17 protein-coding genes are annotated in these 22,629 nt (G+C 63.7%); 7 read left to right on the top strand and 10 right to left on the bottom strand.

The features are described from left to right. Positions 1-323: 323 nt before the first annotated feature. A complete protein-coding gene (locus N826_RS30285; RefSeq protein WP_044435135.1) occupies positions 324-716 on the top strand; it encodes a GFA family protein in 393 nt (130 codons plus the stop codon). 118 nt (positions 717-834) lie between these two features. Next, positions 835-1,143, top strand: a complete 309-nt coding sequence (locus N826_RS30280) for a DUF1127 domain-containing protein (RefSeq protein ID WP_044435133.1) — start codon at positions 835-837, stop codon at positions 1,141-1,143. A 36-nt stretch (positions 1,144-1,179) separates the two neighbouring features. On the opposite strand, the gene N826_RS30275 is transcribed toward N826_RS30280, so the two are convergent. Both N826_RS30275 and N826_RS30270 read right to left on the bottom strand, forming a co-directional pair. Continuing rightward, entirely contained in the window at positions 1,180-3,204 is a 2,025-nt protein-coding gene (locus tag N826_RS30275) for a sensor histidine kinase (RefSeq protein ID WP_044435131.1), read from the bottom strand. 139 nt (positions 3,205-3,343) lie between these two features. Continuing rightward, positions 3,344-3,610, bottom strand: coding sequence for a hypothetical protein (locus tag N826_RS30270; protein WP_044435129.1), 267 nt, complete (start codon positions 3,608-3,610; stop codon positions 3,344-3,346). A gap of 264 nt (positions 3,611-3,874) precedes the next feature. Between N826_RS30270 and N826_RS30265 the strand changes: the two genes are divergently transcribed. From N826_RS30265 to N826_RS30255, 3 genes are all read left to right on the top strand, one after another. Beyond that, positions 3,875-4,675, top strand: coding sequence for a 4'-phosphopantetheinyl transferase family protein (locus N826_RS30265; protein WP_044435127.1), 801 nt, complete (start codon positions 3,875-3,877; stop codon positions 4,673-4,675). Between the two features lie 180 nt (positions 4,676-4,855). Next, positions 4,856-6,256, top strand: coding sequence for a putative HlyD family type I secretion protein (locus N826_RS30260; RefSeq protein ID WP_044435125.1), 1,401 nt, complete (start codon positions 4,856-4,858; stop codon positions 6,254-6,256). Between the two features lie 66 nt (positions 6,257-6,322). After that, on the top strand, positions 6,323-9,526 hold the full coding sequence (locus N826_RS30255; protein WP_044435123.1) for a peptidase domain-containing ABC transporter: 3,204 nt from the start codon (positions 6,323-6,325) through the stop codon (positions 9,524-9,526). Positions 9,527-9,545: 19 nt separating this feature from the next. Here the strand turns inward: N826_RS30255 and N826_RS30250 are convergent, their stop codons facing one another. The 7 genes from N826_RS30250 to N826_RS30220 form a co-directional block, all read right to left on the bottom strand. Beyond that, complete coding sequence (locus tag N826_RS30250) at positions 9,546-10,217, bottom strand: sulfite oxidase-like oxidoreductase (RefSeq protein WP_044435122.1); 672 nt, start codon at positions 10,215-10,217, stop codon at positions 9,546-9,548. A 15-nt stretch (positions 10,218-10,232) separates the two neighbouring features. After that, positions 10,233-10,427 carry a hypothetical protein gene (locus N826_RS30245; RefSeq protein WP_044435120.1) on the bottom strand — a complete coding sequence of 65 codons (195 nt, stop codon included), beginning with the start codon at positions 10,425-10,427 and terminating at the stop codon, positions 10,233-10,235. A gap of 296 nt (positions 10,428-10,723) precedes the next feature. After that, a complete protein-coding gene (locus N826_RS30240; protein ID WP_308518313.1) occupies positions 10,724-12,067 on the bottom strand; it encodes an MFS family transporter in 1,344 nt (447 codons plus the stop codon). 114 nt (positions 12,068-12,181) lie between these two features. Then, on the bottom strand, positions 12,182-13,918 hold the full coding sequence (locus N826_RS30235; RefSeq protein ID WP_244619718.1) for an ABC transporter ATP-binding protein: 1,737 nt from the start codon (positions 13,916-13,918) through the stop codon (positions 12,182-12,184). A 178-nt stretch (positions 13,919-14,096) separates the two neighbouring features. Continuing rightward, entirely contained in the window at positions 14,097-15,242 is a 1,146-nt protein-coding gene (locus N826_RS30230; RefSeq protein WP_044435116.1) for a glycoside hydrolase family 1 protein, read from the bottom strand. Between the two features lie 17 nt (positions 15,243-15,259). Further along, on the bottom strand, positions 15,260-16,483 hold the full coding sequence (gene glf / locus N826_RS30225) for a UDP-galactopyranose mutase (RefSeq protein WP_052832289.1): 1,224 nt from the start codon (positions 16,481-16,483) through the stop codon (positions 15,260-15,262). Between the two features lie 35 nt (positions 16,484-16,518). Next, positions 16,519-17,553, bottom strand: a complete 1,035-nt coding sequence (locus tag N826_RS30220) for a glycosyltransferase family 1 protein (protein WP_244619717.1) — start codon at positions 17,551-17,553, stop codon at positions 16,519-16,521. 830 nt (positions 17,554-18,383) lie between these two features. On the opposite strand from N826_RS30220, the gene N826_RS30215 reads away from it, so the two are divergent. Next, a complete protein-coding gene (locus N826_RS30215) occupies positions 18,384-19,811 on the top strand; it encodes a hypothetical protein (RefSeq protein ID WP_147041103.1) in 1,428 nt (475 codons plus the stop codon). Positions 19,812-19,857: 46 nt separating this feature from the next. After that, positions 19,858-20,352, top strand: a complete 495-nt coding sequence (locus N826_RS30210; RefSeq protein ID WP_211099423.1) for a GNAT family N-acetyltransferase — start codon at positions 19,858-19,860, stop codon at positions 20,350-20,352. 93 nt (positions 20,353-20,445) lie between these two features. Here the strand turns inward: N826_RS30210 and N826_RS30205 are convergent, their stop codons facing one another. Continuing rightward, positions 20,446-22,557, bottom strand: coding sequence for a 3-hydroxybutyrate oligomer hydrolase family protein (locus N826_RS30205; RefSeq protein ID WP_147041102.1), 2,112 nt, complete (start codon positions 22,555-22,557; stop codon positions 20,446-20,448). Between the last annotated feature and the right edge of the window lie 72 nt (positions 22,558-22,629).

The raw sequence follows: 22,629 nt of genomic DNA, 5'->3' as shown, positions 1-22,629 counted from the left end.
CGGAGATATGAATTCACTCTCTACTACTTTTAGAATCGTATAGGGTCAAGCTTCATAGCTGTGCGAACTTTTCAATGATCAAACCTGACGACCACCGAACCGATGATTTGCTCTCTCGGCGGGACGGTCTGCCAAGCAATACATACTGGTGTACCCAACGACAGGGCCAGGACATGCATGAACCCGGGCGGCAAACCATGTTTTTGGCTGGCACAAGGAACGGCCACGGAAGGAAGCCGCGTCCCTGCCCGGACGGGCAGTTGAAACGACGGTGCACACCGTTCTAAGAAGCCCGGCCACATGATTTGAGGAGGAGACGCGGCATGGATCGCTTCACCGGCGGTTGCCTATGCGGCAACGTCCGTATCGTAGCGACGGGACGCCCGTATCGGGTCGGCCTTTGTCACTGTCTGGATTGCCGCAAGCACCACGGAGCCCTGTTTTACGCTGCCGCGGTGTTTCCTCAGGATGCGGTGACGATCGATGGCGAAACACGCGATTATGCCGGGCGGTTCTTTTGTCCCCGCTGCGGCTCGTCCGTCTTCGCCCGCAGCGCGGACGAAATCGAAGTGAACCTGGGTTCCCTTGATGATCCCGACCAACTGATGCCGACCTACGAGAGCTGGATCGTCCGCCGCGAGTCCTGGTTGCCGCCGTTTCCGCTCAGGAGGCGATACGACCGCGACCGGGATCCTACGAGTCGCTTCGAGGAGTAGACCCTATCGCGAACGGTTCCGAAGCGATGCCACAACTTTGTCTCAGGCGCGCCGTTCACCATCAACTCTTTGGAAATCAGCCGAGGTCAAAGTGCCGCTCGGACCAAGGAGTTGCCAAATGAACCTCGTTACTTTGAACCCTGCATATGCCAAGACCCGCGCGCCCCGGCGGCATCTGTTCTCGGGCGTGACTTCCATGCTGGCGCGCCTGATCAAGCTGGATGCGATATCGCGCGCCGAACGCACCCTCAACCGTCTGCCGGACGAGTTGCTGGCGGACATGGGGATCAAGCGGTACGAGATCGCCGAAGCCGTGCGCTTCGGGCGTGCCGACGATAGCCGCGCGGGTGCCCCGGCGAAGATCATCGCCCTGCGCCGGCCTAACGGCCGCCCGGACGGCGGTCCCGACATGCCGCGCGCCGCCTGAATATTCCGCTTCCTTCCGGAAGGTTCGGCGCACCCGTCAGGTTTGCGCCGAGAACTTCGGGATCAGGACGGTGACGGTGGTGCCGGTGGCGCCGGTCACGGTGGAAACCCTGCCGTCGATCTGGCCTGCCAGCGCCTGCACGATTATCGTGCCGATGCCGTCTGATTGCGCCTGCGTCATGCCCGCCCCGTCGTCTGTCACCTCCAGTTCGATGCCGTCGTCAAGGTCCCGCAACGACACCTCGATCCTGCCGCCGCCGCCGCAGTTTCCACCAGCGCCGGCATCGCCGCAGGCGCAGGCCGGGAAAGCGTGCCGGTAGCAGTTGTTGATCAGTTCGTTGGCGATCAGGCCGATCGGCAAGGCGGTATCCAGGTCGCACAAGACGGGATCGGCATCGACCATGATGGAGATCCCGTCGCGGCCATGCAGGTCGGCCAGACGCAGGCCCAGTTCCTCCAGGTTCCGGGCACAGTCGATCCGCTGGAGGTTGTCGGATGCGTAAAGCTGCTGGTGTATGGCGCCCAGCACGCTCAGGCGATGGCCGATGACTTCCAGCCGGTCGCGCGCCTGGGCGTCGGACAGCCGGCTGCGTTCTACCTGGATGACTCCCCAGATCGCTTGCAGGTTGTTCTTGACCCGGTGATGGACTTCCCGCAACAGGGTGTCCTTCTCCGCCAGCCGCAGTTCCAGTTCCGCCTGCGTCAGCTTGAGGTCGTTGACGTCCAGCGCCACCGCATCCCAGACCACCGTCCCGTCCTGCTCGCGATGGGGCCGGGCGATGCTGCGGATCCAGGTCTTCACACCCTCCGCGCTGACGACGCGGAACTCCATCGATATCGGCTCCAGCGTCCAGGCCGATCTGCGGATCGCCTCGATCCAGCACTGCCGGTCTTCCGGTGCGATCAGCCTCTCCGCCACTTCCTCGATGTCGCCGGGCCGGAACCGGGCATCACGGCCCAGGTTCAGCAGCGACCGTCCCCCTTCGCTGAAATAGGGGAAGCTGATCCTGCCGTCGGGATGAAGCACGCGGCGCAGGATGGCGCCCGGAATGTCGGCGGCGATCCGGTTCAGCCGGCGCTCCGCCAATTGCTGGGCCTCCAGGCTGGCAAGCCGGGCCTCGGCGGCGTGGCTCCTCAGGATGCTGGCGATCAGCGAGGTTCCCAGCCCGGCCGCGATCGCCAGCGCCAGGAGACCGCTTCCGGCGGCCAGCGCCAGGTTGAGCCGGTTGGTGCGGCCGACGACGGCGAAGGGAACCGATGCGGTGACGAACCAGCCGGCGCGCTTGATGCGGTTGACGCTGGTCAGGTATTCCGCACCCTCCAGCCCCCGGACCGGGAACGCCTCCTGCGGCTGCTCCAGCCCCTTTGCCAGGGTTGGGTTGGCCTGCCGGCCAATGTCCCGGTCGAGTGGCCCGGCCGCGACCGTACGGGTGATGATCCGCAGGTTGCCGTCGATCAGGCACAGCGACCAGCCGGATTGCAGTTCGTCCAGTTTCAGCGGGTCATGGAAGGCCCAGGCCCGGATGCCGACGGCCAGCACGTGGGAAGCACGGCGCGGATCGCCCGACCGGACGGGCACGCGGAACGACACGAAGGGTTCCGGGTAGCGGTCGGGCTCCACGATCACCCCGCTGACCACCGGCTGGCCCGTCCGTATCACTTCCCTCATCGCGTCCGGATCGAGCAGCGGCGGCAACGACGACGGATCCACCGACAATCCGTGCTTCAGGCCATGCATCAGGTTGAACACGGGGCGGTCCTGATCGCTCAGGACCACGTTGATCCAGTCCGGATGCGCCGCCATCATGTCCCGCGCATGGGCGAAGAGCCGCTCGACGCCATCCGGTTCGTCAAGGCGTGCCCCAAGCGCCAGGGCTTCCAGGGCGCTGAGGTTGCGGGTGATCTCGACGTCCATCGCCGAGGCGGCGGCGCGCGCGCCGTCCTGGATGTTGCGGGCGAGGTTATGTTCCTGGAAGCCGTTCAGCACGAATACCATGACGGCTGAAAACGTCAGGATCGGCAGCAGTGCGGCAATGAAGCTGAGATATGCGCGCTGAGCCACACCGCCTCCATGGCTATCCGGTGCCGATCACCATCGCGCAACCAATAGTTAGATATGAGACGGAAGGCAAATGAAACGGCCTATCAGAGTAGGCCGGCGTGGTGGAACTGGACCAAAGGACTAGCGCGGAGCAGCGGTCCTATGACGCATTGGAGAGCTTGCGGGAAGCATCGGTGCGGGAGTGGTCTGCCTTGGCAAGGTCCTGCCGTGCGATTTCCGTCATCGTCGTCAGTTTCACGACGTTGCCGGTGTTCGGATTCGCCGCAGCCATCTGGGCGATGTTCTCCATCTGCGTCGCGGCCTGGAACAGCCTTTGGGCAACTTCGGTCTCGCCCTGGCGCAGGCTTCGCGACGCCATGCTGCGCGTCGCCTTGGCGTGCATGATCCAATCGGTATCGGTCAACATTTCAGCTCCCTGGAACAAATATGTGGGTCTAGCGCAGCGTCCCGTCCTGATACGCCCCTGGAAAAGGCTACGCAAGACCCCCGCCTGTTCTGTTTCAAAAGAGATGATATATTCATTAAATTATGGTTTATGTGAGGCGGTCCTATGACGTAATCGTGCTTTGTACTTCAGTTTCCGCTACCGATTTCATTTGGACTGTGAACCTATGCGCGCGAGCGGAAAAGCCGCATTACAGCACGCCGTGCGCCGGACTATCATCCCGCCATGACCCAGCCCTTTGGCCCCCCCGTCGGGTTTCCCCTTGGCCCCCCGCTTGACCCCGATGCCGTCCATCTCTGGTACACGCTGTCGGACGACATAGCGGCTGCCGCCGCGATCGACGCCTATATCGGGCTGCTGTCGCCGGACGAACGCGCCCGCCACGACCGTTTCCTCAACGAGCGCGCCCGGCACGAATACCTGATCACCCGCGCCCTGTGCCGCACCGTCCTGTCCCGCTACGCCGGCATGGCCCCAACCGGCTGGCGTTTCCGGGCCAACGCATGGGGACGGCCGGAAATCGACGCACCCGCCGACACCGGGGTCGCGGACTTGCGCTTCAACCTGTCCAATACGCGCGGACTGGTGGCCTGTGCCGTCACGCACAGCGGCGAGATCGGCGTCGATGTCGAGGCCATCGACCGCGCCGGCGACCTTCTGGAGATCGCCGACCGCTTCATGGCTCCCCTGGAGGCCGTCGACATCGCCTCCCTGCCCGCCGACGCCCAGGCGTCGCGCTTCTTCACCTACTGGACGCTCAAGGAAGCCTATATCAAGGCGCGCGGAATGGGCCTGTCGATCCCGCTGGACAAGTTCTGGTTCCTGCGCGACGGCGGCGATGCCGGGTCCTCCGCCCGGCTGGTGCTGGCCCCGGACATGGACGACACGGCGGCGGGATGGTCCTTCGCCCAGCTCCAGCCGACCGACCGGCACCTGCTGGCGGTGGCACGGCGGAACCCCGCCGCCGCCACGCCCGGCTTCGACCTCAAGGTTCAGCGGATCGTGCCGCCGGCCTGTCGCCTATGAGTCCCGCCCGCCCGTCTGCGCCGCCGTTCTACCGCATCCGTTCAGGGGATAGCAGCCCGCGTTAATCATCCTTTCAGCAGAAAGCCCCAATGATGCGGCCTTGAGACAATTTAGGCCAAATTGTCGCTCCGCCCCCGTGGGCGGCGTTCGACGGCACAAGGGAGCGGTGCGGATACGACGATGGCAAGCAAGGTGGCGGCTGCCAGAAAGGCGGATGCGGCGGCCCCGGCGGGCAGGAAGAGCGAGCCGGTCAGGATCGATTCCGCAGGCTCCGGCAAGCAGCGGCACCCGATCCCGGCGGGCACGCTGCTGTATTCGGCGCATGGCTTCGTCCTGCACGGGCCGGTGTACCTTATGTTCATCTCGGCGCTCGCCATGCTGGTCTATTCGTTCTTCGCGTCGAAGGACATCATCGTCATGGCCCCGCTGACGCTCCAGCGGCAGGCGGTGACGATCCAGGCGGTCAGCGGCGGGCTGGTCGAGAGCGTCGAAGTGGCGGAGAACTCGATCGTGTCGGCCGGCGATCCGCTGGCGACGATCCAGGAGAAGATCCGGGCGGCCTCCACCCCCGAGCAGGAGGCGTTCCAGCGCCAGATCGACGACTTGCAGCTACAGGAGCGCGAGTCCCTCAAGGAATACGAGTTCCGTTCCAACCAGCTCGAACTGGACCGGCGCAACCTGTCGCAGCGGCGGGCGACCGAGCAGGGCGCCATCGACAACCGCATCCGCCAGATCGAGATCCAGGTGCAGACCGCGCAGCGCACCCGCATGGGCCTGGACGAGGACCTCGGCAACGCCCGCCACGACCTGTCGGTCAAGCAGGAACTCTTCGCCAACCGCGACATCCCGCAGGTTGATTTCCAGCGCGCCCAGGCGCGGGTCAGCGACCTTCAGCGCGCGGTCGGCAATGCCGAAGCGGAAATCCAGAACGTCCGCCTCGCCCTGGAAACCGCCAAGGGCGAACGGCAGCGGCTGCGGGAGACGTTTTCCCAGGAACGGCTGGACAACGAGATCGCCAACCTCGGCCAGTCGCGGGAACGCGACCAGAAGCTGATCTCCGACAGGATACTTGACCTGAACAGGCGTTTGGCCGAGTCCCGCACACTGGTTCCCGGCGTCCATTACGAATCCGACAAGGCCATCTACAGCAGCCTGGAGGACGGCATCGTTACGGCGGTCAACATCCCGCGCGGCGCCATCATCAATCCGGGCACGCCGATGTTCACCGTGGTCCGCAACACGGCGCCGCTGGAAGCGCATGTCATGGTGCAGAACAAGGACATAGGCAAGATCAAGCGCGGCCAGAAGGTCCAGATCAAGTACTTCGCCTATCCCTACCAGGAATACGGCATCCAGCACGGCGTCATCGCCGACATCGCGACCAAGCCAAGCGGTCCTAACGCCATGTACCAGATCACCGTGGCGCTGGAGCTTGAAACCATCACCGCCCGCAAGGCCACCGTTTCCAAGGCCCTGGAGATCGGGCTGGAAGGCGTCGGCGAGGTCAAGACGGGCGAGAAACGCTTCATCGAACTGCTCTTCGCGCCCGCATCGCGCTTCTTTCAGGTGGCGGAAGAATGACCGTTCCAGTTCGCTTCGATCTTACGGCCCACCCTTCCGCCGCTGCCGGCACCGGAGACCGCTGACATGGACACCGCGATCGAAACCGTCCGGAACACGGCCGCGCTGGAAGCGATCCGCTCGGTGCTGGAAACGCACGTCCTGTTCAACGTGCTGCCCACGGCCGAGAAGCGCGCGATCGAGCTGCTGCTAGAGGTCCGGCAGGTCCCGGCCGGCAAGAAGCTGTTCACCCAGGGCGCCGCCGCCGACGGCATGTACGTGATCCATGCCGGCAGCGCGCGGCTGAAGGAGAACACCGGCGGCAAGCTGATCAGCGTCGGCCTGATCGGCGACGGCGCCACGATCGGCCAGACCTCCCTGCTGGAAGAAACGAAGTGGCCGTATCAGGTCGTGGCCGAAACCGCCATGACCCTGGTATGCCTGCGCGCCGACCGGGCGCGGCTGCTGGTCAGCGAAAGCCGGATCGTCGACGAGCATTTCAAGCGCTATGTCGGTCTGGTCGAGGTCGGCGAGCGGCTGCGGACGCTGCTCGGCGGGGCCAACTACACGGCGGAGGAATTCTCCGACATGCTGTCGAAGATGGGCGTCAAGCGCATCCGCGCCGAAGCCGCCGTCTTCAACCAGGGCGACAACGACCCGCGCCTCTATTTCCTGGAGAGCGGCACGCTGGAACTGATCCGGGCGCCGATCACGGGCGATCCGATCTCGCTGTCGCGCTGCGGCCGGGGCACCCTGTTCGGCGAGATGGGAGCCCTGCCCCGCCGCACGCCGCGCGGCATCCAGACCTATACCGCCCGCGCCGTGACCGACGCGACCGTGCTGGTGATCTACCAGCAGACGGTCGAGCGCATTCTCAACCTCAACCCCGAACTCCAGCAGCGGCTGATCCAGCGCGCCCGCGACGTCGAGCAGCTGGAAGCCGACGAGATCGCGTCGCGCAAGCGCGCCGAGGGCGTCGATCTCCGCATCAAGCTGGCGGAAGGCCTGAGCGAGGACGAGTTCCGCGCGACGTCGAAGGTCAAGGAGACCACCAAGCTCGCCGTCGTCCGCCAGAACACCCAGGCCGACGCGGCGGCGGCCTGCCTTGCTATGGTCATGGGGTTCTACGGCCGCAAGTTCACGCTCGGCCAGATGCAGGAGGTCACCGGCCTCAACACCGACGAGACGACGCCCGACGCGATCATCCGGGGCGCCGAGACGCTGGGGTTCCGCGCCAAGGGCTACTCGATTCCCTATGCCAGCCTGAAGACCGTGCGGCTGCCGGCGATCCTGGGCTGGCAGGGCTATCACTGGATCGTCCTGCTCAAGGTCTCCGACAAGGAGGTCGAGATCGCCGACCCGGCGGGCGGCATCCGCAAGGTCAAGCGCGACGAGTTCCTGACGTCGTGGACCTCGGCCGATGTCGCCGGCGTGGTCGACAAGCGGCCCGACTGCGGCGTGATGATAGCATTGGAGCCGACGGTCAAGTTCGAGAAGGAGGAGGACGCCAAGTCCTCCATCCGCCACTTCGTCAACTACATCCTGCCGTACAAGAAATACTACGGCGAAGCCGTGCTTGCCGCCGTCGTCATCAACGTGCTGGGTCTGGCCTCGCCGCTGTTCGTCCAGACCATCGTGGACAACGTGGTCGTCCACCACGACGTCGGCCTGCTCAACATGATGCTGGGCGGCATGGTGCTGGTCGCGGTGCTGACCACCGCCATGTCCGTCGTGCAGAGCCTGCTGCTGGCCCATACCACGTCGCGGCTGGACATGCGGCTGATGTCGGAGTTCTACCGGCATGTGCTGAGCCTGCCGATGGACTTCTTCCTGACCAAGAACAAGGGCGAAATCCTCGCCCGCTTCGGCGAGAACCAGAAGATCCGCGCCATCCTGACCGGCTCGACCATCACCGTGCTGATGAACACGCTGATGATCGTGCTGTATTTCCTGATGATGTTCGCCTACTCGGTCCCGCTCAGCCTGATCGTGGTATTCTTCATCCCGATCTATATCGGCATCGTCGTGTATTTCACGCCCAAGATCAAAGCCATCGCCCAGGAAATCTTCATCACCAACGCCCAGTCCCAGTCCTATCTGATCGAGTCCATGAACGGGATCGAGGCGCTGAAGGCGACCAGCAACGAATACTTCGCCCGTGCCCGCTGGGAAAACGCCTTCGTCGAGAACGTCAACCGCAGCTTCCGCCAGCAGAAGCTGAGCCTGATGTCCAACAGCCTGTTCAAGCTGGCTACCCTGGCGTCCAGCATCGCCGTGCTGTGGATCGGCGCCAACCAGGTGATGAACAGCGAAATGAGCATCGGCGAGCTGATGGGCTTCAACATGCTGATGGGCCTCGTCACCGGCCCGGTGACGCAGATGGTCAATCTGTGGAACGAGCTTCAGGAAGTCCGCATCGCCATCGACCGCGTCGGCGACGTGCTGAACGTCAAGTCGGAGCATGCGACGATCTCAAGCCCCGACAAGATCCAGACCCAGGTCCGCCAACTCGAAGGCGAGATCAAGTTCGACAAGGTCAACTTCAGCTACAACACCAACGACCAGAAGCGGTCGGTGATGCACGGCTTCGACCTGACGATCTCGCCCGGCGAACACGTCGCCTTCGTCGGCCCGTCCGGCTGCGGCAAGAGCACGATCGCCAAGATGGTCCTTGGCTTCTACAAGCCGACGTCCGGCGACCTGACGATCGACGGCAAGGACATCAAGACGATGGACCTGAACTCGCTCCGCCGGAACATCGGCGTGGTGCTTCAGGACACCTTCATCTTCGGCGGTACCGTGGCGGAAAACATAGCGCTGGGCGACCCGGAGCCGGACATGCAGGCGGTGCTGGAAGCCGCGAAGATGGCGGGGTCCGAGGACTTCATCATCAACTTCCCACTGGGATACCAGACCCGCATCGGCGAGAAGGGCATGGGCCTGTCGGGCGGCCAGCGTCAGCGCGTCGGCATCGCCCGCGCGCTCTACCGCCGTCCCAAGATCATGATCTTCGACGAAGCCACCAGCGCGCTCGACAACGAATCCGAAGCTCGCATCACCCAGGAACTGAAAACCGTCCTGGTCAACCGCACCTCGATCACCATCGCCCACCGCCTGACCACCGTCATGGACAGCGACCGCATCTGCTTCATCCGCGACGGCAAGGTCCAGGAACAGGGCACGCACCAGCAGTTGACCGACAAGGAATTCCTGAAGGAGAACAACTACACGGGAATGTACTACCAGCTCGCCCGCACCCAGTTCGACCTGCCGGCGCTGGATCTGGGTTAAGCGGCAAAGCGCCCGCCGCTCACTCCGGCTCGGAATACCGTTCCTCGTTCCAGGGATCGCCCCGGTTATGGTAGCCTCGCACCTCCCAGAAGCCGGGGTCGTCGGCGGTGCGGAACTCGATTCGTTCGATCCACTTGGCGCTTTTCCAGAAATACAGGTGCGGCACGACCAGCCGCGCTGGGCCGCCGTGTTCCTGGGACAGCGGCTTGCCGGACCAGGAATGCGCCAGGATCGCCCCCTCAGCGGCGAAATCCTCGAGCATCAGGTTGGTGGTGTAGCCGTCGTGCGAATGCAGCACGACGAAGCGCGCCTCGGCGCGCGGAGATACCGCCACCAGCAGGTCGGCGGTGGTCATTCCCTGCCAGTCGTTGTCGTAGCGCGACCACGTGGTCACGCAGTGGATGTCGGATCGGGCTTGGGTCTGCGGCTGGTCCATGAACCGCGCCCAGTCCCAGATCTGCGGGTTATCGACAGCCCCGGTCAGGTGAAGCCGCCATCGCTCCTGCGATACGGTCGGGTGGAGTCCAAGGTCCAGCACCGGCCAGTCGCGCACCAGATGCTGACCCGGCGGCAGCCGGTCGGCATCCGGCCGCGCGTCCCGGCCGGTCAGAAACCGGCCTTCGCGTGCCCAGCGTTCCTTGGTGCGCGTCAGCTTAGAATCGGGAATAGGCTCGTCGCCGTCGCTTGCCATGTCGGCGGAAGCCCGTCAGTGCGGCGGGCTCTTGAAGCCGGATTTGGGCACCGGGACTTCCCAGCTGGAGGAATGGTCGCGGTGGAGACCACCGACGGAACGGGTATCCAGCAACCGGTTGTCGTTGGCCTGCCAATGGTAAGCGATGTCCATCAGCAGACCATCGGGAATTTCCTGGGTGAGGATGTTCTCCAGTCTGTACTGCGCCATGTCACTCCCCATTTTTTTGACCCTGCCTCTATGCTTCAACACCGCGCCGTCCTGTTCTGTAACAGCGCGGCGGTGCATCTTTATCCGACCAAATGATAATTTACTGTGATCCACGTCTCACTGCGGGCAACCCTAAGGGACAGGTGATCACTTTTTTCGCTGGCGGACCCTACTCCAAGGTCAGATCAATAGGAAAGTGACACTTGAATACGTCAACATTGTGCCTACCAAGCGTTGCACTTCGGGCACAGCGTGTCCTTAAGTCCTCACCTTAAGGTTATTTCACCAGGGTTGTTTTACCAGTTGGCAGTTCCGTCCAGGTGGCTGTTCCGCCGTGTATCCGGCATCAGGAGCGAAGCCACCAGCGCTACCGCGATCAGGGCCGTTACATACCAGCCGAAGGCCCCCTCGTTGCCGACCGACTTGAACCACAGCGCCACGTATTCCGCAGTGCCGCCGAACATGGCGTTACCGACCGCATAGGTGAAGCCGACGCCCAGCGCCCGCACGGTGCTGGGGAACAACTCCGCCTTAACGACGCCGCTGATCGAGGTGTAGAAGCTGGCGATCACCAACCCGACCATCACCAGGCCGAAGGCGGCATAGGGGTTGGTCGTCTGTCCCAGCAGGGTCAGCAGCGGCACCGATCCGACCAGCGCCAGACCGGTGAACAGCAGCATGTTGTTCTTCCGCCCGATCCGGTCTGAAATCGCCCCGAACACCGGCTGGAGCAGCATGTATATCACCAGCACCGCCGTCATCACGACGCTGACCGTGCCGGCCGCCATATGGGCAGTGTTGACCAGGAACTTCTGCATATACGTCGTGAACGTGTAGAAATACAGCGAGCCGCCCATCGTGAAGCCGAGCACGATCAGCACGGACCGCCGGTGCTTCAGCAGTTCCAGCAGCGATCCCGCTTCCTTCCGGTTCATGTCGTCGGTCGATGCGGTTTCCTGCAACGACCGCCGCAGATACATCGCGACCACGGCGGTAACCGCCCCGATCACGAAGGGAATGCGCCAGCCCCAGGCCCTCAGCTCGTCGGGCGACAGGATAAGCTGAAGCGCTCCCAGCACCAGCAAGGCCAAAAGCTGCCCGCCGATCAGCGTCACGTACTGGAACGAGGAGTAGAAGCCCCGGTTGTCTCGATCCGCGACCTCGCTCATATATGTGGCCGCCGTGCCGTACTCGCCGCCGACCGAAAGGCCCTGGGCCAGCCGCGCCACCAGCAGCAGCGCCGGCGCCGCAGCCCCGATCGTCGCATATGTCGGCAGCACCGCGATCATCAACGAGCCGGCACACATCAGCAGGACTGAGATCACCATCGAGTTCTTGCGGCCGTGCCGGTCCGCGATATAGCCGAACAGCCAGCCGCCCAGCGGCCGCATGAAGAAGCCGACGGCGAAGATGCCGGCCGTCGCCATCAACTGGCTGGTACGGTCACCGCTTGGGAAGAACGCCGCCGCGAAGTAGATCGAGGTGAAGGCATAGGCATAGAAGTCGTACCATTCCACCAGATTACCGGAAGAAGCGCCGACGATCGCCTTGATCCTGCGGTTCCGGTCTTCGCGATCCGTGACAGCATCCGTGGCGATATACTCGCCTCCCGCAGAGTGCGGCTGAGCCGATGTTTGCACGATTATCTCCAGAATTCCGATAAATACATAACAGTTCAGGCGGAGCAGCCTTGCTGCTCCGCCTGTTCCTGCAAACAATCGGCGATGGGGAAATGCAATACCCCGTACGGGGGGTTACTCCGCTGCGTCCAGCCGCATGGCCTCCACCAAGCTATCGGCCTGGAGCCGCCACATGCCGTCGAACACTCCGCCGCGACGCCGCAGGACAGCCGGCGGTCCGTCCTCGACGATCCGGCCTTCGGACAGTACCACTATCCGGTCGAAGTTCGCCACTGTCGACAAACGGTGAGCCACCGCCAGCACGGTCCGGCCACGCACCAGTTCCTCCAGCGCCAACTGGATTTCCTGCTCCGACTGGGTATCCAGAGCCGAGGTCGCCTCGTCCAGGATCAGGATCGGGGCGTTCTTCAGGAAGGCGCGGGCGATGCCGAGCCGCTGGCGCTGGCCGCCGGACAGCAGCACGCCGCGCTCGCCGACCATCGTGTTATAGCCGTCCGGAAGCTCCTGGATGAAGCCGTCACACCAGGCATGACGGGCGGCGGCGATGACTTCCTCGTCGGTCGCGTCCGGCTTGCCGTAGCGGATATTCTCCATGATCGAGCGGTGGAACAGCGCGATCTCCTGCGGCACCACGGCGATGCGGGACCGCAGGCTGTCCTGCCCGACATCCGTCACCTTCTGGCCGTCGATATAGATGCCGCCACCCTGGGCGTCATCCAGCCGCTGGATCAGGCTGATCAGCGTCGATTTGCCGGAACCGGACGGTCCGACCAGCCCGACCTTCTGGCCCGGCTCGATCTTCAGGTTGAAGCGGTCGAAGACCTGACGCCCGTCCGGATAGGTGAACGAGACGTCGCGGAACTCGATCTCGCCGCCACCCGGCAGCAGCGGGCGCTCGTCGCCGACATCGTCCAGCCCATGCGGCTGCGCGATGACGCGCAGGCTATCGGTGATGACGCCCATATGCTGGGAGGTATTGACCAGCGCCAACGCCAGATCGCGCGACCCATGCAGGATACGGAAGGTCAGCGCGCTGATGATGACAACGTCGCCCGGCGAGATCGTGGCCGAACGCCAGAGCATGATCGCCCACAGCAACATGGAACCGGCCATGATCCACAGGCAGGCGTCGTGCAGCAGCCGCGCCTTCTCCAGATACATCCAGCTCCGGGTTTCAGAAGCGGCTTCCATTCCCAGCTCGCCGGCCAGCCGGTCGCGCTCGCGCTGGCGGGCGGAGAACGCCTTGACCGTCCAGACGTTGGACACGACATCGACCAACTGGCCGCCGGCATGGGATGCCTGATGGGCGAAGGTATGATGGACTTCCCGCCCGCGCACGCCAAACCAGACGATGGCCAGCGCCACGATCACGACGAAGCAGGCCAGCGCCACTGCCATCCGCCAGTCGATCGTCATCAGCACGATCACGGCGCCGATGATCTCGGTGCAGGGCGGCACAATGCTCCAGGTCAGGCTGCGCAGGATCATGCCGGCCGCATTGGCGGTGGCGGTTATCCTGCTGCCGAGCGAGCCCGCGAAATGCTGGCTGAAGTAGCGCATCGGGTGGCCGGTCAGGTGCTGGAACAGGTCCAGCCGCATATCTACGCCGGTCGCCACGATGGTCCGTGCCCCCAGCCAGCCGCCCGACCGCCACATCACGTTCTCGATGGCGATCAACCCCAGGAACAGCATCAGCGGGGTCCAGACATCCGCCGCCATGCGATCGGGGGAGGCCATCGCGTCGACTAGAAGCTTCATGCCGTACTGCACGAGCACGGCGCAGGCGGCCCCCGCCACGATCACGCTGAACAGCGCGCCGAACTGCCATCGGCGCGCGCGGATATACCGCATGAGAAAGCTCAGCGGGGTACTGGGAAGAGGCCGGCTTGTCATGGGCCGGTTTGACATACACAAAATCCTTCGGTGATTGGATTAAGGAGGACGTGCTTGTTGGGCCGTGGCCCAACCTACCAAGCAGGAGCCTGTAGGTTGGGCCGTGGCCCAACAACCATGTCCCCCCCGTCTCAACTCACGCAGCGTCGGTCTTCAATCCATCATCCGCCATCAGCCGCGCGAACCGCGCCTGCTGCCGGCCCAACTCCTCGCCCAGCGGCTCATGCACAACCCGCTTGCCGTCCGCATCGGGATGCCCGAGCAGACCAGTCGCGCAGTGCCGGTCGTCCGCCCAGCCGGGATAGTCCAGCACGGGGTAGAGGCAGATGCCCTCGACCGGAACGCCGGCTTCCAGCGCCGCCGCGACCTCGTCGCAGACATATTTGAACCAGGACGCGCGCGGATCGCCCTCGGCTCCGGTTTCCGCGACCAGCACCGGCTTGCCGTAGCGCTTGTGCGTTTCCGCCAGCAGCTCCCGGAACGGCTTGTAAGCCGGATCGGTGCGCTCGATGGTCGGACCGTTGAAGTACCACTGGTTGTCGGAGTAGTAGTTAACCCCAATCGTATCCAAATATTCCGGCTTGCCGCCCAGCCCCGGCCAGATCTTGCCGACCAGCATGTCCCAAGCCTGGAACTGCGCCTGCCGGTAGCCCTCGGCCCCGCCCCTGTCGCCCGGACCCTTCGGCACCACGTTGATCACAGGATCGATCTGGACGAACCGGGCGCGCGGATCGACGTTGCGGACAGCTTCGATCGCCGCGATCGATGCCCGGACGAGTTGGACCTTCAGCTCCGTGCCCCGGCCCCGCGCCATCGGGTTGAAGCTGGCGGTATCGCCGCCAGCCCAGGCCCAGTAGGAGATCTCGTTGATCGCCGCGTAGAACGGCACCTCCGACGTCTCGTCCTTGACCACCTGTGCTACCGCCGCCGCGAACTTGGCGAAGCGGTCCACGAAGTTCGGCTGCCAAATGTCGATGTCGTCGGGCCAGCCGTAGTGGCAGAGGTCCCAGATCGGCTGGACCCCAGCCGCCCGGCTGGCATGCAGCATCGGCAGGAAACTGGACCAGTCGAACTGCCCCGGCGTCGGTTCGATCAGGTGCCAGCGCAGGCCGTCGCGAACCGTCCGGATGCCGTGACCGGCCATGGTGCCGAAGTCCTCGGCGAAGAACTTGCCGTGACCGGTCGATTCGATCAGGTCGAGCCGCCGCCCGTCGTGGCGGCGGTGGGTCGAGCACTCGAACCCGCCCATGAAGAAGCTGTTGAAAAGCTCAGGTCTATGCATCTGCGATTTCTCCCGGCTCAATCGCCGACGCCCTGCGCCGCTTCGGCGTGGACGGTGCCGTTCATCCGGGCCATGCCACGGGCAGCCCTGACCAGACCGCTTTCGGCCTTCTCGGTCTCCTCGATCCGCTTGAACAGGGCCAGCGCCTGACCGACGACCTGGTCCATGTTGTAGTAGCGGTAGGTGCCCAGGCGGCCGACGAAGGTCACGTCGGGCGTGGCATCGGCCAGCGCCTGATACTTGCGGTACAGCTCGGCGTTCTCGGGACGCGGCACCGGGTAGTACGGGTCGCCGTCGGCCGCCGGATATTCATAGGTAAGGCTGGTCCGGGGATTCACCTGACCGGTCAGGTGCTTGTACTCGGTGATCCGGGTATAGGCCACGTCTTCCGACGGATAGTTCACCACCGCGACCGGCTGGAAGTTCTCCTGGTCCACCGTCTCGTGGCGGAACTGAAGCGACCGGTAGGGCAGCTTGCCGAAGCGGAAGTCGAAATACTCGTCGATCGGACCGGAATAGATCAGCTTGTCGTACTGGACCTCGTTGCGGACTTCCTCGAAGTCCGTGTTCAGCATGACCTTGATGTTCGGGTGGTCGAGCATGTTCTCGAACATCCGGGTATAGCCGTGCAGCGGCATGCTCTGGAAGCTGTCGCCGAAATAGCGGTCGTCGGTGTTGGTCCGGGTCGGCACGCGCGAGGTCACCGACTTGTCCAGCTCCGACGGGTCAAGGCCCCACTGCTTGCGGGTATAACCCCGGAAGAACTTCTCGTACAGCTCCCGCCCGACCGAGTTGATCACGACATCTTCCGACGTGCGGATCTCGGCTACCGGCTCGGCCTTGGACTTCAGGAACGCTTCCGCGTCCTCCGGCGTCAGCTTCAGGCCGTAGAGCTTCTCCAGCGTGGTCAGGTTGATCGGGATCGGCACCAGCTGCTCGTCGACATGGGCCAGCACCTTGTGTTCGTACGGACGCCACTTGGTGAAGCGCGACAGGTAGTTGACCACCTGCGTCGAGTTGGTGTGGAAGATGTGCGGACCGTAGCGGTGGATCAGCAGGCCGGCGTCGTTGTAGTGGTCATAGGCGTTGCCGGCGATGTGCGGACGGCGGTCGATCAGCAGGACGCGCTTGTCCAGCTCGGTCGCCAGCCGCTCGGCCAGCACGCTGCCGGCGAAGCCGGCGCCCACGATCAGATAGTCAAAACCCGAACGCGTGTTGGCGAACTTGGTCCGCTTCGGCATGGCAACTACTGCTCCCTTGGCGGAACCATTAGGCGTCAAAGCGCGCATTCGATCTTCTCCTTCATCTCGTTCCAGGTTTTGTCCCAGGACATGTCGCTCAGCACCGCATCGGCGGTGCGCAGCAGGCGGTCCCGGTCCTTGGCGTCTTCAAGCGCCGCATCGATCGCGGCGGCGAACTCGTCGGCGGTGCCGGCGATCCGGACCACGCCTGAGTCGCCATAGGTGCGGACGACGTCGCGGATGGCGGTGGAGACCACCGGGCAGCCGCCCGCCAGATATTCGGGCGTCTTGGTCGGGCTGATGAATCGGGTGGATTCATTCAGCGCGAACGGCATCAGGGCCACGTCCCAGCCGGCCAGATACTGCGGCAGCTCGTCGTAGACCTTGGGGCCGAGGTAGTGGATGTTCGGATGCTTCGGCAACGTCGCCGGATCGATCTTCACGACCGGACCGACCATGACGAGATGCAGGTCCGGCCGCTTGGCCGCCAGCTCATCGAGCAGGGCGATATCCAGCCGCTCGTCGATCACGCCGTAGAAGCCCAGCCGGGGATGGGGGATGTCCTTCTGGTCGTCCGGCTCCGCCATGCCGGCACGGGCTTGGGCGAAGTGGGCGACATCGACGCTGCTCGGGAACGGATGGGCGTTGGCGTGCAGCGACCGCTTGGCTTCCCACAGGCTGTAGCCGCCGGTGAAGACCAGATCGGCCTTGTCCAACAGGGTACGCTCGCGCTCGATCAGTTCCGGTGGGGCGCCCTTGAAGGCGGAAAGCTCGTCCATGCAGTCGTAGACGGTGACGCGGCCCTTCATGTGGTCCGTAAAATCTAGGCTCATCGGCGTGTAGTACCAGAGCACCGGATCGACGATCCCTTCGGCGGCGAAAAAGTCGTCCAGCAGCGTGCGCAGCGTCTCGTTCGTCTGCTCGACCGTGCGGCCTTCGGGCAGCTTGGGAACGACGACGCGGACACCGCCTTCATCCGTCCGAACGTCGAGCCACGCGGTCCGACTCTCGCTATCGACAGGCTCTTCGACGAAATAGACCCGGTAGTCCCTTGCGAACCGAGACAGCAAATGCTGCGGACGCTGATAAACGAAGTTCCACCGGAGGTGCGAGAAACACACCAGGGGAATCGTGTCTTCGTTGTCTGACGGGGATGTGGAATGAGAGTACTTTGGCGGGGTGCTGTATCGTGTCTTGCCAATCTCGATCTGAAAGGGTCCAGCCCAACTCATACGAACTTCCTGTATCTTGGTTTTCCGACAGCGGACATGGGATCTATTCGGATGGAAACCTCCTATCCGATGCCGGCAGCCCGCAATTCATGTCGCGATAAACCCGACATTGGGGCTTACTGTTCCATTCCGAAAGTACCTGTCGAAAAAATGTCTCGGCTGCTTCAGTGAATACGGCACTGTTCACGTTTTTGAATTTTATTCCGTAATAATTTTCCGACTGTTTGTTTGTCCCCGATGTCCTATCGAGCGGCTATGCTATCCGTGATCAGGCGTTTCCCATCGAAACACAATCACAACCGTCTTGTGCCTGTAACAATCTAATGATCACTCGATATGAGTATATTTGCATCGGAGGGCTACTACGGTTGTTTGTCTTCAACGGTCCGGGCGGATGGTAGTTATCGGGTGCCGACACGCATAAATGTGGCCTTTTCTTGAAAGCGGGCGATATGAGTATAAACGAAAACAGAAACCGGCATTTGCGTTACGAAAGTTTCGTGTTTTTTAGTTTCATCCTGGGTGCCATCCTTCTGAGATCACCTGCTCTACTCTATTCGGTACTCAACTACGATGAAAGCATGTATCTCCTGATGGGCGCGGAATTCGCTCGCGGCCATATGCCTTACACGACTGTTTGTGACCTTAAGCCATTCGGTCTATTCGCCTTGGCGACCCCGTTCACCATGCTGCCGGTCGATCCGGTAATCGCAGCCCGTATCGGGGCCAGCGTGATCGTCGGTCTGACCGCGTGGATGCTCAGCCGGGTAGCGGCTCTCCTGTTCCCGGACGGACGACGGGCGATCGGGATCGTCGCGGGACTGGGATACCTGATCTTCAGCCTTGCCGACGGCGGCATGGCATTCCAGGGGGAGATCTTCCAGAACGCCTGCGCCGTCCTCGCCCTCCTGCTGGTGCTGCGCCCCGTCGTCCGGGGCGAGCGTCCAGGAATGGCGCTGATGGCGGGGGTCGGGCTGATCCTGGGTATTGCGATCCAGATCAAGCAGTCGGTGATCTTCGACATGCTGGCCTTCCTGGCCGGCTACTTCATTCTGACCACACCTACCTTCCGCGACGTCACGGCCAACCTGCGCGCCAGCCTGAAGCCGCTGATCATGCTGGGCGTCATGGCGCTGGTTCCCACCATCGGCGTCATCCTGCTCTATGCCATCACCGGCAATGCCGATGCCTGGTTCGCCGCCAATGTCGAAGCGCACCGCGTCTTCTACGGGATTACCCGTCCGATCTCATGGGATGCCGGCTTCCGCGCCATGTCGGAGCAGGCCCCGATCTGGATCGGGACCGTCGTGGCGGCCGTATCCGCCCGCTGGCTGACGGTAGACGGCCGGGAGAAGCGCGCCGTCCTGTTCCTGACGATCTGGATCGTCGCGGTGATCCTGTGCCAGATCTTCCTGCGGATCGCATCGGACCATTACTTCCTGCAATTCCTGCCGCCGCTTTGCCTGCTGACCGGTCTGGCGCTGGGTCGTGGCCTGCTGATCCACCTGCCGCGCCGGCGCGCAAGGGCTGCCTTCCTGGCCGTCCTCGGCGGCATCACCGTCTACGCCGTCGCCAAACACCCGCTGATGCACAGCATCTACATCGTAAAGGACCGGCTGGCGGGAGACGCCTGGGCCGGCGACACGCCGCGCCGCGTCGCGGCCGACCTCAAGCCGCTGCTTCAGCCGGACGACAAGCTCTACGTCGTCGGATTCCAGCCTGCCATCTACTTCCTGACCGGCGCCGAGAGCCCGACGCGCTTCTCCTTCACCGGCCTGCCGAACTTCGACTATCCCGGCCGCGACGGCTGCCCCTGGGTCGACCCCGCCGTCGAGATGCAACGGATACTCGACAGCCGGCCGCGCTTCATCGTGGTCGAAGACGGCATCTTCTATCGGGAAATGCGGGAAGACGTCCGCCGGATGCTGGACCGGAACCTCGAATACAACTACCGCAAGGTCAAGTTCTACGACCAGCACCCCGTCCACCACGAATACCCCTTCGAACGCTTCGTCATGAACGGCGGCGCCCCGGTGGACCTGTACGAGTGGACCGACACGCCCGACCCAGCGCCGGCGGCCGCTTTGCAGGAGTGACGGCATCTTCATTGTCCGGAGCGGCGCCGGACGATAAGGTGGCGCCATGTCCGAAGCTTCTTTCAAGATCGTCCCCGTCATGGACCTTGGCGGGTCTTCCGCCGATCTCGACGCCATCAGGCGGCTGTTCACCGCTTACGCATCGGCACTCGGCATCGATCTGTCATACCAGGGCTTTGAAGCGGAATTAGCCGGCTTGCCCGGTAAATACGCGACGCCGTCCGGCGCCTTGCTCATCGCACGGGGCATGGACGGCGAACCGCTGGGATGCGCGGCGCTCCGGCCTATCGCACCGGATGGCTGCTGCGAGATGAAGCGGCTCTACGTGTCACCGCTGGCAAGGGGGATGGGGCTCGGCAAGGCGCTGGTCGATGCCATCGTCGCTGAAGCGATGCGGATCGGTTATCGCGAGATGCGGCTGGACACCCTGCCGACCATGGGAGAGGCGATCGCGCTGTACCGGAAAGCGGGCTTCCTGCCGATCGACCCCTACTATGAAACACCCGTGGCGGGGACGATCTTCATGGGACGCCGGCTTTGAAAAACGTAAAAGCGGCTGGAAGCCGCTTCTACTATTTGCCACGCATTCACAATGCCGTAAGGAGCGGGCAGCAGCCCGCTCCCGCCCCCAACCTCACTCCGGTATCCGCAGCACCGAACCGTCGAAGGTGATGCGGTCCTTGTCCGCCACCGTCTCTGCGATCGGTGGAACGTTCGCCGTCGTGATCGGCGGCGCTCCGGTGCCTCGCGGGACCGTGTGCACGACCTGACTGGGCGGCAGTTGCTTGCCGCTCTTCAGGTGGTCGTAAAGGCGGTCCAGCCCTTCGATGAAGTAGACGTGCAGGGGAATGAAGGCGGCGTTGAAACCCGGCAGGGCGTTGAAGGCATCCAGGTGATGGGCATTGGTGACTTCGTAGTACCGGATGTTCTGCCGCTTCTTCAAAGCCGAGCCATAATACGACCGGGAAGAGTGGTTGACCGCGATCAGTGCGTCCGAACGACCATGGACGATGACGGCAGGCTTGCCGCGCAGTGCTGACGTGGTGAGCACGTCCTCCACACCCTTGCTCAGCCGCTTGGCCGGATTCCGGTCATCGCCGCCCTTGCGTGAATTGTCGCCCGCCGTCCATAGATTGCGCAGGCAGACGGCGCCATCGACATCGGCCATCGGGGCCGCCACCCCGCCGACCGTCGTCGCGGATACGCCGTTCCGGATCAACTGGATGCCGACCGTCGGCGGCACGCCGTTCGATCCGGAGAAGGCCAGGGCCGCGTTGGCTGCCGGAAGCGGGGCCGGCTTGTCGGTCGCATCGGCGAAGGCGTAGGAGAAGCCGCAGAGGTTGTCGGTCACGCTGGATCGGGAATAGGTGTTGGCATAGGCGACCGCGACGGACTGGTAAACGTTGACCGACCAGTAGAAGGCTGCCAGCACGTTCTGCTCCGGCAGGATGCCGTGCTGCCGGATCTTCTCCTGAGCTTCGGCCGCCTGTGCCTCCACCGGACCGCCACTGTTGATCAGTCCACGGCTCTTCAGATCGGTGCAGACCTTGGCCGCCCGTGCATTCGCGGAGGTCGCCGCGGCACAGCCCTCGTAAAGCGTATAGAACGTGATGTAGTCGTAGAGCGGACGGCCATGCTCGGCGATCGGCTGCCCGCTGCCCTGCTGGATCGTGAACGACCGGTCGCGCTTCGGGTTGACGTTCGGTTCGGAAACGGCGACGCCGTCGATCCAGCCCTTCTTGTCCTCCTCCGCCGCACGCAGTGCCGCGGCTCCGCCATTCGACACGCTGGACGCGATGACCAGCGTATTTGCCGGCGTGATCCTCGGCGCCGCCTTTTCATCCGCGAAGTGCCGGTTCAACTCGTAGAAGCCGAACTGGATCGCCCGGAGGGTATCGGTGCCCCAGTCTTCTTCCGGATTCTCTTGCGAATGGGCGTGCTTGATCGCCCAGCGGTTGGGATTGTCCTTGTTGTAGCGCTCCAGTTCCCGGCCAGGGATCTTCGGGTCGAAGTTCAGCGGCTCGACAGTCCTGTCAGCGTCCACGAACTCGCCCTGGACCGTGTAGCCCTTGCGGTTCTGAAGATCGAAGAAACCGGTGCCGGTCCCCTTGTCGACATAGACGACGGCGCAGCCCTTCTTCAGACCCCATTCCCCGGAAGTCCCGATAGCGCCGTAGACCCCGCGCGAGCCGGACGACGTCGCCGTCACCATGCAGGCGTTGGCGGGATCGAAGGTTTCGGGCACCTGGAGCGCCACCGTCACCCGCGAGTTGCCGTCGTCGTCATCGCTGTGGCCGTCATGCTTGCCGCCGTGCTTGCCGTCCAGCAGCGCCAGATACTCGGTACCGGCGATCTTGCCGTCGCGGGCCGCCGCCTGGCCCCCGGCGCCGACCAGCGGACCGTAGAGCGTGCCGTAACCGCCCCCCGGCGATACGTCCACCAGCGCCCGGTAGTTGTTGTAAATGGCGAGCCGGCGAAGTTCTTCCGGCGTCGGCGCCACCGGGTTCGCCGCTGCCGGTGCGGCTCCCGTCAGACCCGTGGCGCCCAGCCCCGCCGTCAGCAGATCGTTGCTGAGGCCGTCATAGTCGGCCCGCAGGACCTTGCCGAGGATCTGCTCCTCGATCCTGTCGGGCCGACCCTTTCTGCCGTCGTCATCGTCGTCGCGTCCGTCCTTTGCCATCGCAACCGGCGCCATGCCGATCAGCAGGCAAAGCGTCGATGCGACCGTAGCTGCCATTCTTCCCATAGCGATCGTTCTCCCCCCGAGGACTGCTCTTCTCTTTTCGTTTCAGCACGATACCGAGTGCCCGACGAAGGA

Origin of the sequence: Skermanella aerolata KACC 11604 (assembly GCF_000936425.1) — a bacterium.
Lineage (GTDB): Bacteria > Pseudomonadota > Alphaproteobacteria > Azospirillales > Azospirillaceae > Skermanella > Skermanella aerolata.
The sequence above is the reverse complement of the archived record's forward strand: the minus strand, read 5'-3'. Positions and strand labels throughout refer to the sequence as shown.

Excerpts from the sequence above, each read along its gene's own strand:
- N826_RS30270 (WP_044435129.1), bottom strand. The coding sequence starts at position 3,610 with ATGTTGACCGATACCGATTGGATCATGCACGCCAAGGCGACGCGCAGC.
- N826_RS30245 (WP_044435120.1), bottom strand. The coding sequence starts at position 10,427 with ATGGCGCAGTACAGACTGGAGAACATCCTCACCCAGGAAATTCCCGAT.
- N826_RS30210 (WP_211099423.1), top strand. The coding sequence starts at position 19,858 with ATGTCCGAAGCTTCTTTCAAGATCGTCCCCGTCATGGACCTTGGCGGG.
- glf (WP_052832289.1), bottom strand. The coding sequence starts at position 16,483 with ATGCCGAAGCGGACCAAGTTCGCCAACACGCGTTCGGGTTTTGACTAT.
- N826_RS30265 (WP_044435127.1), top strand. The coding sequence starts at position 3,875 with ATGACCCAGCCCTTTGGCCCCCCCGTCGGGTTTCCCCTTGGCCCCCCG.
- N826_RS30230 (WP_044435116.1), bottom strand. The coding sequence starts at position 15,242 with ATGCATAGACCTGAGCTTTTCAACAGCTTCTTCATGGGCGGGTTCGAG.
- N826_RS30280 (WP_044435133.1), top strand. The coding sequence starts at position 835 with ATGAACCTCGTTACTTTGAACCCTGCATATGCCAAGACCCGCGCGCCC.
- N826_RS30260 (WP_044435125.1), top strand. The coding sequence starts at position 4,856 with ATGGCAAGCAAGGTGGCGGCTGCCAGAAAGGCGGATGCGGCGGCCCCG.
- N826_RS30205 (WP_147041102.1), bottom strand. The coding sequence starts at position 22,557 with ATGGGAAGAATGGCAGCTACGGTCGCATCGACGCTTTGCCTGCTGATC.
- N826_RS30235 (WP_244619718.1), bottom strand. The coding sequence starts at position 13,918 with ATGCGGTATATCCGCGCGCGCCGATGGCAGTTCGGCGCGCTGTTCAGC.
- N826_RS30285 (WP_044435135.1), top strand. The coding sequence starts at position 324 with ATGGATCGCTTCACCGGCGGTTGCCTATGCGGCAACGTCCGTATCGTA.
- N826_RS30255 (WP_044435123.1), top strand. The coding sequence starts at position 6,323 with ATGGACACCGCGATCGAAACCGTCCGGAACACGGCCGCGCTGGAAGCG.
- N826_RS30250 (WP_044435122.1), bottom strand. The coding sequence starts at position 10,217 with ATGGCAAGCGACGGCGACGAGCCTATTCCCGATTCTAAGCTGACGCGC.